The organism is Phocaeicola coprocola DSM 17136 (genome assembly GCF_000154845.1).
Lineage (GTDB): Bacteria > Bacteroidota > Bacteroidia > Bacteroidales > Bacteroidaceae > Phocaeicola > Phocaeicola coprocola.
The window spans coordinates 29,827-42,996 of record NZ_DS981470.1 but is presented as its reverse complement, the minus strand read 5'-3'; the positions used below and the strand labels follow the sequence as shown (position 1 = coordinate 42,996).

9 protein-coding genes are annotated in these 13,170 nt (G+C 43.2%); 7 read left to right on the top strand and 2 right to left on the bottom strand.

Features of this window, described 5'->3' with window-relative positions; genetic code table 11:
* Positions 1-9 precede the first annotated feature (9 nt).
* The 7 genes from BACCOP_RS08445 (at position 10) to BACCOP_RS19260 (ending at position 10,241) form a co-directional block, all read left to right on the top strand.
* Positions 10-1,512, top strand: coding sequence for a RagB/SusD family nutrient uptake outer membrane protein (locus BACCOP_RS08445; protein WP_007568250.1), 1,503 nt, complete (start codon positions 10-12; stop codon positions 1,510-1,512).
* Between the two features lie 83 nt (positions 1,513-1,595).
* Positions 1,596-1,874, top strand: a complete 279-nt coding sequence (locus tag BACCOP_RS08440) for a LysO family transporter (RefSeq protein WP_007568248.1) — start codon at positions 1,596-1,598, stop codon at positions 1,872-1,874.
* Positions 1,871-2,473, top strand: coding sequence for a LysO family transporter (locus BACCOP_RS08435; protein ID WP_007568246.1), 603 nt, complete (start codon positions 1,871-1,873; stop codon positions 2,471-2,473). Before BACCOP_RS08440 ends, BACCOP_RS08435 begins: the two co-directional genes overlap by 4 nt.
* A 17-nt stretch (positions 2,474-2,490) precedes the next feature.
* Positions 2,491-5,658: a beta-galactosidase, LacZ type gene (lacZ, locus tag BACCOP_RS08430; protein ID WP_007568244.1), complete on the top strand. Its 3,168-nt coding sequence runs from the start codon at positions 2,491-2,493 to the stop codon at positions 5,656-5,658.
* 43 nt (positions 5,659-5,701) lie between these two features.
* The gene (locus BACCOP_RS08425; RefSeq protein ID WP_007568242.1) at positions 5,702-7,621 is read left to right on the top strand and encodes an MGH1-like glycoside hydrolase domain-containing protein; all 1,920 of its coding nucleotides are present in this window, start codon (positions 5,702-5,704) and stop codon (positions 7,619-7,621) included.
* Between the two features lie 171 nt (positions 7,622-7,792).
* The gene (locus BACCOP_RS08420; RefSeq protein ID WP_007568240.1) at positions 7,793-8,167 is read left to right on the top strand and encodes a BlaI/MecI/CopY family transcriptional regulator; all 375 of its coding nucleotides are present in this window, start codon (positions 7,793-7,795) and stop codon (positions 8,165-8,167) included.
* A gap of 13 nt (positions 8,168-8,180) precedes the next feature.
* The gene (locus BACCOP_RS19260) at positions 8,181-10,241 is read left to right on the top strand and encodes a M56 family metallopeptidase (protein WP_083779564.1); all 2,061 of its coding nucleotides are present in this window, start codon (positions 8,181-8,183) and stop codon (positions 10,239-10,241) included.
* A gap of 355 nt (positions 10,242-10,596) precedes the next feature.
* Here the strand turns inward: BACCOP_RS19260 and BACCOP_RS08410 are convergent, their stop codons facing one another.
* Positions 10,597-11,814, bottom strand: coding sequence for an aminotransferase class V-fold PLP-dependent enzyme (locus BACCOP_RS08410; RefSeq protein WP_007568236.1), 1,218 nt, complete (start codon positions 11,812-11,814; stop codon positions 10,597-10,599).
* A 12-nt stretch (positions 11,815-11,826) separates the two neighbouring features.
* A complete protein-coding gene (gene sufD, locus BACCOP_RS08405; protein WP_007568234.1) occupies positions 11,827-13,170 on the bottom strand; it encodes a Fe-S cluster assembly protein SufD in 1,344 nt (447 codons plus the stop codon).

The following is a 13,170-nucleotide window of genomic DNA, read 5'->3' as shown; positions in this document are numbered from 1 at the left end:
ATTAAGAATATGAAAAAGATATTTTATTTAGCAAGTATAATATGCCTCGCCCTGTCATCTACTTCATGCGAGGACTTCCTGACCGTAGAGTCACCGGACGAACTGACAACAGACAATTACTGGAGAAATGAACAGGATGCACAAGCTGGACTGGCAGCAGCCTATTCACAACTCTATCATGGTGATACATATGCAACTAGTGAAGTGCGATGGCCAACCGAAGAATACCGTGCAGACATTGTCAATTTAGGTAGTGATGCCGGTAACTACGACCAGTGGGTAGCACTTTATTATTTCAACTATACCAATGGTAATACTCAGTTCTCTTATTATTATCAGGATTTATACAGAGGAATCAACTTTGCCAACCAGGTATTAGCCAATGTTCCGAATATCCCGAATCTGGATGAGAACAAGCGTAACGAACTTCTTAACGAAGCACATTTTCTGAGAGGATATTATCATATGATGTTACTGCTCAACTGGGAAAAAATCATCATCCGCAACGAATACATTAAAGAGTCTTCTCAATTGAACCGTCCGTTATCCGAACGTACAGCCTGCTGGGATTTCATTCTGGAAGAACTGGAAAACTACGCAGCCCAACTGCCGGAAAGCCGGAACGAAAATGAATTAGGACGTGCTACCAGCGGTACTGCTTATGCTTATATCGGTTTTGCCTATCTGACTCGTGCATACGAAGAACCAGAAAAGAAAAGCACTTATCTGGACAAAGCTCTTACAGCGCTGAACAATGTAAAAGGATATTCACTAGTAAGCGGAGAAAACCTGATAGGAATGTTTAACGGAACAAACAAAAACTGTTCTGAATCTATATTCGAAGTACAGTACAGCAAGAGCGAAGCAAATGGTTCTGTGCACTATTCTTACCTGAACCAATGGATTGGCGCGAAAGAGTTGAACGGATATGATGAAATTCTGCCTAGCAACATGCTGATGGAAGAATATATGAAAGAAGGTAAGTTGAACGACGGACGCTATGACGAACGTCTGTACAACACAATCTACTTCCAGTGCGACTACTTCAACGACGGAACAGGAAGAGTTATGGGAAAAGAATATGACGAATTGTTTGGAGGTGAGAATAAACCGGTATTCCGTAGATTTACCTCTCCGACACTTGAAGAGATGCAAGAAGCATGCGCTATAAACATTCCATTGATGCGCTATGTGAATGTATTGCTCATGAAAGCTGAAGTATTAAACGAACAAAACCATCCAGAACAGGCTATTCCTATTATCAATGAAATTAGAAGTGTACATGGTAATATGCCTCCGATGGAAGGTACAACCCAGCAAGAGGTACGCGATCAGATAGAACATGAACGCATTCTTGAATTCCCATTGGAAAGTTACCGCTGGTATGATTTACGCCGGTGGGGAAAGACAGCTTCTGCATTACAAAAGGCAGGTCGCACAGGATTCGATGAAAGCAAGTTGTTCTACCCAATACCTAAATGGGAGATTGACGCAAATCCTGAAGTAAAATAAAGAAATCTTCCGGTTCGGAAGATGTTGCTCTTCCGAACCCTTTTCTTTACTTTTGCCCACAAAAAAGATTACAAAAAAAGAATATGTTTACTGTTATCGGATTAATGTTAGGAGGTATGGCAATAGGTTTCCTGCTCCGTCGCCAAGAATTTTCGTGGATAAATAAAGTCATAACATCACTAATCTGGGTACTCCTTTTTTTATTAGGAGTAGAAGTAGGAGGAAATCGCCAGATAGTAGAAGGACTTGCAACTTTAGGAGTAGAAGCCTTTACCATTACGCTGGCATGCGTATTGGGAAGTTGTATCTTCGCTTGGGGGCTATGGTATCTCCTGTATAAAAAGAAAGGAGGAAAAGCATGAAAGGCAGTTTGATCATTGTCGGATTTTTTGTTCTTGGAACATTATGCGGGGCTTTTCATCTCATCCCTTTCGACGTAGCACAAAGCAATATCAGCTTCTATGCCTTATGTGCATTGATGTTCAGTGTAGGCCTAAGTATCGGAAACGATCCACAGACCTTGAGAAATTTCCGTTCGCTGAATCCAAGGCTGATCTTCCTGCCTGTTGCTACTATACTGGGAACCATATCGGCAGCTGCACTGGTGAGCCTCATTCTTCCCCACCGGAGTGCCGCCGACTGTATGGCAGTTGGTTCGGGCTTTGGTTATTATTCACTATCCAGCATCTTCATTACGCAATATAAAGGGCCGGAGCTAGGAACCATTGCTTTACTTTCTAACATAACCCGTGAAATAATTACTTTGTTGTGTGCCCCTCTACTGGTTCGGTGGTTCGGAAATCTGGCACCGATATCAGCAGGAGGAGCTACGACAATGGATACTACCCTGCCTATTATAACCCGTTATGCAGGTCAGCAATTTGTCGTAGTTTCCATTTTTCACGGATTCGTAACCGATTTTAGTGTACCATTTCTTGTCACCTTCTTTTGTTCCATCTAAGAAAAATACCAAATTCTATGAAGAAGCACTTTTTTTATCTAACATACATGTTTGCCCTTGCAGCTACATTGCCGGCTAATGCCGACAATGTGCCCTGGCAAAACCCACAGATAAACGAAATAAACCGTGAAGCAATGCATGCACACTTCATTCCATTCATCAATGAAGATGCAGCATTGGCACAGCAGGCATTACCTGACTTGCAACGTTTCGAAATAAACTCACAGACCGAACGACGCGTTTCACTTAACGGCACTTGGAAATTTCTTTTCTCCAAGAATAACGATGCTTGTCCTGCCGATTTTCATAAACCGGGATACAGCACACGCAAATGGAAAAACATAGAAGTACCAGGCAGTTGGGAACTTCAAGGATTTGATGCCCCCATTTATACCGACGTATCTTATCCATTCCCTTGCAATCCACCGTATGTACCAGCAGACTATAATCCGGTAGGAGCTTATGTCCGTGAATTCACAGTACCCGAAGACTGGAACGGAATGGATATCTTCCTCGACTTCGAAGGGGTAGAATCTGCATATTACTGCTGGGTAAACGGAGAACTTGCCGGATACAGCGAAGACAGCCGTCTGCCGGCTCACTTTAATGTAACCAAGCTATTAAAAAAAGGGAAAAACAAGCTGGCTGTCAAGGTATTCAGATACAGTGACGGATCTTACATGGAAGATCAGGACTACTGGAAATATAGTGGAATAGAACGAGATGTCTATTTGTATGCGCGTCCACAAAGCCGAGTAAAAGACTTCAAACTCACGGCCGAACTGATCAATCAATATAAAGACGGTGATTTTGATGTAAATATCACACTGAATCAGCCTCAGCAAGGTCAGCGTGTAGAGTTCAAATTACTGGATGCAAAAGGTAATGCTCTTTACACTCAGGATAAAGAAATAAAAAACAACACCGACACATTATTGTCTGGCAAAAAACTACTTAAGGATGCTCTGGCATGGACAGCCGAAACACCTAATCTTTACACACTGGTTGTCAACACATTCGACCAGCAAGGAAAACCGATGGAATCATTTGCACATCCATTCGGATTCCGCACTGTAGAAATGAAAAACGGACAACAACTTATTAATGGTGTACCCGTATTGTTCAAAGGAGTAAACCGACACGAACACGATCCATATAAAGGACGCTCCATCGATGTCGCAAGTATGTTGACGGATATCCGGCTGATGAAGCAATTCAACATAAACGCTGTACGTAACTGCCATTATCCAGACCACTACCAATGGTATGCATTGTGCGACAAGTACGGACTGTATCTGGTTGGCGAAGCAAATATCGAAAGCCATGGAATGATGAGTCACAAAGATGGAACACTTGCCAATTATCCGGAATGGGAACCTGCATTCATGCAACGCATGAGCCGTATGGTTATGCGCGACCGCAACTGTACAGCTATTGTTACATGGTCATTAGGTAACGAATCAGGTTATGGTAAACATTTCGAAACAATATACGACTGGACCAAGAAAACAGATCCTACCCGTCCGGTACAATACGAAGGTGGAGGTTACGAAGCTAAATCGGATATTTATTGCCCGATGTATCCCCGCATCTGGTCGCTCCGTCGTCACATTAATCAGCGCGATGCACGCCCGATGATTATGTGCGAATATGCTCATGCAATGGGAAACAGTGTCGGCAACCTGCAAGATTATTGGGATTTAATCTATAAGTACGACCAGTTACAAGGTGGATTTATCTGGGACTGGGTAGACCAGACATTTGCAAAGAAAGACGAAAAAGGAAAAGACATCTGGGCGTATGGAGGAGATATGGGCTATGTAGGAGTACACAACGACTCCAACTTCTGTGCCAATGGACTGATTGCAGCCGACCGTTCTTTACATCCGCATATTTATGAAGTGAAGAAGGTATATCAGTACATTCACTTCCGTCCTGTAGCCTTTACTGCCAATCGGATTAATATCACTAACTGGCATGATTTCATCGACCTATCCGGTTATCAGTTGCGCTGGACAATAGAAGCTGACGGTAAAAGCATTCAGCAGGGAGTAATGGATTTTCCACAGATACCGGCACGACAAAGCCGGGAGATCGTACTTCCTATGCAGACTATTGCCGCAAGTGAAAAAGAATATTTCTTGAAACTGGAAGCAATTACCCGCCAGGATGCTCCTATGATTCCGGCAGGACATATAGCTGCAATGGAACAGTGGCAACTGCCTGTAGAGCAGATAGCTCAAAACATAGAGCCAATTGACGGTTCACTAAGATCGGAAAGTACTCCGGAAAGCATCAGTCTGAGTGGAACTAACTTCCGTATCAGCTTCTCCACAGCCGACGGAGAAATGACGGCTCTAGAATATAACGGAAAGAATCTCATAAAAGAAGGTCTGCAAGCTAACTTCTGGCGTGGATTGACAGATAATGACGTAGCCAATGGCACTCCCGAACGTTGCAGAATCTGGAAAGAAGCAGGTAAGGATGCGAAACTGAAAGACTTGAAATTAAATGAAAGGAGCGACAAACGTCAGGCCATTGTCACTGCTACATACCGCATGGAAAAGCAAGATGCCGACCTTAATATTAATTATATAATCCGCCCTGACGGTGCAGTGAAAGTTACCATGTCATTTATCCCTGGTCAAAAACAATTACCAGAAATGCCTCGTCTGGGTATGCGTATGATTTTGCCTGCCGATTATGAAATGATGACATGGCTCGGACGCGGCCCACATGAAAACTATGCCGACCGTAAGAACAGTGCTGCAATAGGTGTCTACACTGCTAGCGTATGGGAACAGTATCATCCGTACGTACGTGCACAGGAAACAGCAAACAAATGTGATGTACGCTGGGTAGCATTACGTAACCAGTCAGGAGAAGGTCTGCTTGTCACCGGAGAAGAACCTTTGAGTATCAGTGCATGGAACTTCCCACTTGAAGACATCGGCTATCGCCCATTCAGCGTAGAGCGTCATCATGGAGGAAGCATAGAAAAACAAGATCTGGTATGGCTGAACATCGATCACATGCAAATGGGAGTAGGTGGCGATAACACTTGGGGAGCACAGGTACATCCTGAATATACAATAACTCCTCATGCATGGCAGTACAGCTTCACCATTCAACCTCTGGATAAGGAAATGGATGCAGCCTCACAGGCTCATAAGAGATTCTTCTAAAAGAAGCGTTTTTGGTTTACATACTTAAAAACATCAATCAACAATGAAAAAAAATACAATAAAGGTTTTGCTTCTGGGACTGGCTGCCGGCATTTCAGCCTGCACCACAGGTTCCCGACAGAATATGTCTCAGGAAAGAAACCGATATGAATTCAGCAATATCCTGAATATTGCGCTGACACCCGATTCAACCGTTCATCGCGCAGGATGTTTTACCGATGCAGGTTCGTGGATGGGATTTACCATACCGCAACAAGATAAATGGGTAAACGGATTTTGCGGTCCGTTCAGCATCGACAACCGGATATGGTTTGCCCAATCGATCGTGGAAGCCAGTCTTATAGGAGAAACAACAGCAATGACTCCCGACTCGGCATCTTACTTTCCAGGTGAAGTATATATATCCTCATCCTCCGGAACAGAAAGTATCAGCCAGCGCATGAATTTCATCAATGCTTCTACAGCTCTACTGCAAATAGAGAGTAACAGTGGAAAAGGACTTTGCTTTACAGCCAGACAATGGAATAATAATGTACATCTGGAAGCTGAGCGTAACATCGTTACAGTACGTCACTCCAACGGAGAGATTGTAACGTTAACGTTCGATTCTGACATCACGTTGACATGCGACGGGAAAAATTATGTTGCACAGACTGAACCCGGATGTAAGAAAACTGATATTGCCATTTCGTTCTTCGCTTCCGAAAAAGAACTTCCAGTAAGCGAACAACGCATACAAGCTCTGCTGAACAATCCTTCACAAGAGCTGAAGGCAAATGCAGACCGATGGAACGGATACTTACAAAAGATTCTACGCAACGACATGAAGCCTGAGTACGACCGTATTGCCGTAAAGTCTGCTGTAACACTGATTTCCAACTGGCGTACACACCGAGAAGGACTGTTACATGAAGGAGTTATTCCCAGCCATGCGGTAGGCTATTTCGTCGGATTCTGGGCCTGGGACAGCTGGCGTTTCTCAGCAGCTCTGGCAAGCTTTGCTCCCGAACTGGCGAAAAACAATATTCGTGCCATGTTCGACTACCAGTTGCCCGACGGTATGATTATCGACTGTATCTATACCAATTCGGCAGATAATAATGCCCGCGACAGTAAGCCACCTTTGGTTTGCTGGGCTGTAGATGAAATATTTACTCACACCCAAGATACCACCTTCGTAAAAGAGATGTATCCGCAACTGCTTGCCTATTACAAATGGTGGTATGCAAAACGCGACCACAACCGTAACGGCATCTGTGAGTTTGGTTCTACCGACGGCACCCTGGAAGCTGCCGCATGGGAAAGTGGTATGGACAATGCCATTCGCTTCGACAACACAAAGATGCTGAAAAATGCAGACGATGCATGGAGTATGGATCAGGAAAGTGTGGACCTGAATGCATATCTAGCCTACGAATGTAAATTACTGAAGAAATTTGCTTCGTTGATCGGCATTAGCTTTGATGGTCCCGACTACAGCGATAAAATCGCCGATTATTTCTTCGATGAAAAAATCGGATGGTTCTGTGACCGCCGGTTGAGCGATGGCAGCTTCATTGAAGAACCTGGATGCGAAGGATATACTCCGTTCTGGGTACAAATAGCCAGCAAGAAGCAAATGGATAAAGCCATTACACTGCTGACTGATACAACTAAGTTTTCAACTTATATCCCCTTCCCTACGGCTGCTGCCGATAATCCGAAATGTGATCCGAACGGATATTGGAGAGGTCCGATATGGCTCGACCAGACTTATCAGGCTATCAGGGGATTGCGTAACTATGGCTACGGAAAACTTGCAGATCAATATACGGAGCAAGTATTCGAACGCTGCCAAGGGCTGAAAGAAGATGCTCCTATACATGAAAACTATGGCACACACAACGGAGAGCGCCTCCAGGCTCCTCACTTCAGCTGGAGCTCGTCGCATCTGCTGATGATGTACGAAGATTACGGAAAATAACATAACTCTTCATCTTACTTCAACAAGGGAAGGCTACTTTGTCTATCGGGTAGTCTTCCCTATTTTTTATCCCCATATAAACCACTCATTTCTCCTATTTTATTTATTTAACTATAAAAATTAGTTTATAAACTATATATTTTAGTTATTTGCAAAAAACAAGAGAAATATATGAAAAGACTCACTGCAAAAGAAGAAGAAATTATGGGTTTCTTCTGGACGAAAGGTCCTCTATTTGTAAAAGAACTGCTGACTTTTTACGATGATCCTAAACCGCACTTCAATACACTTTCTACCATTGTACGTGGATTAGAAGAAAAAGGTTATCTCTCGCACGAAGCATTCGGGAATACATATCGCTATTTCGCCATAGTAACAGAAGACAGCTTCCGTACCCGGACGTTGAAGAGTGTTATCAGCAAGTACTTTAATAATTCTTTTTTGGGAGCAGTATCGTCACTCGTAAAAGAAGAGGATATTTCCATCGAAGAACTAAAGGAACTGATACGGCAGGTGGAAGAAGGAGAAAACGAAAAGAAACAATAAACAATTCTGGATTATGGGAGCATTTTTTGTCTACATACTGAAATCATCGCTCTGTCTGGCTGTATTTTACCTGTTCTACCGGTTACTGTTAAGCAAGGAAACATTTCACCGCTGCAACCGGATAGCCTTACTGAGTATCATACTGCTTTCGTACATACTACCTCTGGCAACAATCACAACCAACCAGCATACTATGGTCAGTACAGCTGTAACAACTGTAGAAGACTTGCTGATAATGTATGAGCAGAATGTGGTTCCCAATCAAGGATTGCAGCCAGAATTCGGTTTTCCCTGGCAAGAAATATTAATAATCTGTTATGTGGCAGGAGCTATATTTTTCATTCTTTGCCACCTCTGGTCGTTGGGGCGCATGCTCTATTTCATCCGTCACAATCAGCGAGAGCAACTCCCCGACGGAACGCTTCTGATAATTCACTCATGCAACTTTGCCCCTTTTAGCTGGATGAAATATATTGTTATTTCACAAGCCGACCTTAAAGAGAACGGACATGACATTCTGCTACATGAACAGGCACATATCCGTAATCATCACTCGTGGGATCTGCTGCTGGTTGAGGTTTGTAGCTGGCTACAATGGTTCAACCCCGCTATATGGCTACTTAAACAAGAACTGCAAAATATTCACGAATATGAAGCCGACGAAGAAGTCCTTCGTCAAGGAATCGATGCCAGACAATATCAAATGCTATTAATAAAAAAAGCCGTTGGCGCAAGGCTCTACTCTATTGCCAACAGCTTTAATCACAGTTCACTTAAAAAACGTATTACTATGATGATTCGAAAAAAATCCAATCCGTGGGCACGAGTCAAGTACTTGTATGTACTTCCACTGGCAACTGTTGCAGTTACCGTTTTTGCCCGTCCCGAAGTATCTCAACCATTAGAAGAGATTTCAAATGTCAAAGTTAGTGATTTATCGGATGCTATGAAAACGTATACCGACAAAAATCAACAAAACAATCAGTCTGCTCCGGATAAAAAAATACGTCTGAGCATGAAAGTCGTAGACGAAACCGGACAGCCAGTACCACAAGCTACAGTAGTCATCACCAATACATCCAATGGTACGCTTACAGACGATGACGGACATTTTTCACTGGAAGTAGGCGAAGATCAGAGTTTATGGATTTCGTATGTGGGTATGGAGTCGAAAAACATATCGGTAAAAGACTGTATCAAGCAGACGGATAAAACAATTCGACTAACAAGTGCTACCAATGAATTAGATCTGACAGTTTCTCCTTCTGCACCTAAACCTACTGTACAAAATGGAGAAACATTTACTGTAGTAGAACAAATGCCGGAATATCCTGGGGGAATGAAAGCATTGATGGGTTATCTCGCAGAAAACATACAATATCCGGCAGAATGTCAGAAAGCAGGCATTCAGGGAAGGGTTATTGTCCAGTTTGTAGTAAAGGCAGACGGCTCACTCGACAACTTCGAAATAAAGCGTTCTGTAAATCCGTTATTAGATGCAGAAGCTCTAAGAGTTATAAAAACTACCCCTAAATGGAAACCCGGAACCCAACATGGAAAGCCTGTTGACGTAAAATTTACTATTCCGATTACTTTCTCACTTCCTGACAAACAAAAAGGACATACACCAACAGGAAACATATCTGACAACTCGCTTACATTAAAGAAAACACTCTTTATCATTGATGGTAAAGAAGTTGAGCCCAAAGTTCTGAATGAAATAAATCCCGACCATATCAGCTCCATAAATGTTATTAAGGATGGAACGGGCGTAACCATATTCGGGCCCAAAGCCCGTGATGGGGTAATACTGATAACGACAAAAAGATCTTCTACAACTTCTCAAGGAGAGTCGCTGGTTACAGGCCGTGTTACAGATGCTGCCGGAAACCCAGTTTCGGGAGCATGTATTACCATAAAAGGTACTACAACACAAACTACATCCGACAACGAAGGCAGGTTCACACTTACCGTTCCCAGGAAAGATGCCACACTGGAGGTCAGTTCCAGCAATATGAAAACCGCTACAGTAGGTGCCCAGCCATTGCTAAAAGTCGCATTAGAAAAAGAATAGCAGCAAGTAGGCTTGCCTCTATTCAGGAGAGTAAAACTATAAGCAAAACAGTCTTCGTAAAGACTATTAAAAAGCATCAGCAACACCCGCGATTTTTTCGTACAAAAAATAAAAAAACTTCTCGATGTTTAAGAGAAAACATCGAGAAGTTTTTAGAAGTTTATGCTGATGATTTGACTAATATGCTACAAAGAGATTATAAACTGTAAAAACAGCTACTCAGAAAGAGATATAATACGTTTATAATCAAAAGTATAACAATAAAAAATCTCCTTATTCCATCTTGAGCACTTAATGTAAAGATTGGAATAAGAAGATTATTCTTTATGATACAGTCAAACAGCAAGTCCTGTTATCAAAACATCCGGCTTACCCGTTCTATACCTGCTGCCAGTGCATCAATTTCTTCCTTCGTATTATACAAACCCAACGAAGCACGTACCGTTCCTTCAATTCCCATACGGTGCATTAACGGCTCGGCACAATGATGTCCTGTACGTACAGCTATACCCAGACGGTCGAGCAATGTTCCCATATCAAAATGATGAATATTGCCCACCAGGAAAGAAATAACGCCTCCCTTATGTTCAGCCTCTCCGAAAATACGCATTTCCGGAATTTCCTTCAGTCTGTTCATGGCATATACTGTCAGTTCATGTTCATAGGCTGCAATCTTATCCATTCCAATTGCCGAAACATAATCGAGTGCTTTCGCCAGTGCTGTACTTCCAATATAGTCGGGAGTTCCAGCCTCGAACTTAAACGGCAGTTCGTTGAACGTGGTATGCTCGAAGCTGACATTCTTTATCATTTCTCCTCCTCCCTGATAAGGCGGGAGTTTGTCGAGCCATGTTTCCTTGCCATAAAGCACACCGATACCCGTAGGACCATACACCTTATGTCCGCTGAATACATAGAAATCGGCATCCAGATCCTGTACATCTATCGGCATATGAGGAATACTCTGTGCTCCGTCTATCAGAACAGGAACCCCGTGAGCATGTGCAGTGGCAATCATTTCCTTCACAGGATTGATTGTTCCAAGCACATTCGAAACATGCGCTACTGAAACCAGACGAGTACGTGGAGAGAAGAGCTTTTCATACTCATCAAGCAACAGTTCCCCACGGTCGTTCATCGGAATCACTTTCAAGACAATTCCTTTACGCGCTGCCTGCAACTGCCATGAAACAATGTTGCTGTGGTGCTCCATTACAGAAACAATCACTTCATCGCCTTCCTTCATCTGGCTGTCAGCAAAGGTAGATGCTACCAGATTGATGCTTTCGGTAGTACCACGTGTAAAGACTATTTCCGAAATGCGGCGCGCATTAATAAACTTACGTACTGTTTCACGCGAAGCCTCGTGCAAGTTGGTAGCCTGCTGCGAAAGGAAATGTACTCCACGGTGTACATTCGCATTGACCGAATAGTATTCGTCTGTTATTGACTCTACTACCTGACGGGGCTTCTGGGTAGTCGCTCCGTTATCAAGATAAATCAACGGCTTATTGTACACGCTCCGTGAAAGTATCGGAAAGTCCTCTCTTATTTTTTGTACATCGTAAAACATGTCACACTAATTTTATTTACAAATAGCACATCCCTGACATTTATTCAATTCGCCACGGAAACGTTTCTCAACAAGTAAGTGCAGACGGTCTTTCAACGCATCCATACGGATATTGTCAATCACTTCATTCACAAAGGCAAACATCAGCAGCAAGCGTGCTTCTTTCAGGCTGATACCACGCTGACGCATATAGAACAATGCATTTTCATCGAGTTGACCGACTGTTGCTCCATGCGAACACTTTACGTCATCGGCATATATCTCCAGCTGCGGCTGAGTATACATGCGAGCTTCACGTGTTGCACAAATATTACGGTTGGTCTGCTGTGAAGAAGTGTGCTGAGCTCCTTCACGTACCAATATTTTTCCGGCAAAAGCTCCTACAGCCTGATCGTCGAGTACATATTTGAACAACTCATTGCTGGTACAATCGGATACTTGATGATCAATGAATGTATTGTTATCCACTTGCTCGTTCTTGTCTGCAATAGCCATACCACACAAATTGACCTCTGCTCCACGTCCTGCCAGTGTTACTTCAGTTGTATTGCGTGTCGTACCGTTATGAAGCGTCATACCATTCAGCAATACGTTGCTGTTTGCCTCCTGATGTACGTACAGGTTGTTGAAACGTACTGTACTGTTATGTGTTTCTTCCAACTCATAAAGGTCGAATACAGCATTTTCACCGATAAAAGCTTCTACAACCTGCGTAGAGAGGAAATTCACCTCATCCATAGCATGGTCGCAAATCAGCAGCTTGGCCTGTGCTCCTTCTTCGAGGATAATCAGAATACGACGGTTCACCATCGTATTGACATCGGCACGCAGGATATTAACCAACTGGACCGGTCTTTCCATTACCACATTCTTCGGAACATACATCAGCGCACCGTCTTGTGCAAACATCGTATTGAACGCTACCACACCATCTTTCGACGTATCAGCCAACTTTCCGTAATATTTTTTCACCAGTTCCGGATGTTGTTCTGCCACATCCTTCAGACTGCCGAATATAACTCCTTCAGGTAATTGTGCAGAGGGATGTACGTGCTTGTCAAATGCATCGTTTACCACAAAATAGAGGGAAGTGCTCATATTCGGAACATCGCACTTGAACACTTCGTACGGATTGACCGGAAACTCCAGACGATTCAGGTTCAGTCCGTAGTCGGGAGCAAAATACTTGCTCACCTCCGTGTATTTATACTTTTCTTGCTTGCGTGTAGGGAATCCCAGACGTTCGAAGTCGGCAAAGGCTTTTGCACGAGGAGCATTCAGCACCTCTGCACTATGCCGGCAAATCATCGCCTCACACTGCGAGAAAAGATCAATATATTGTTGTTCTGCTTTCAT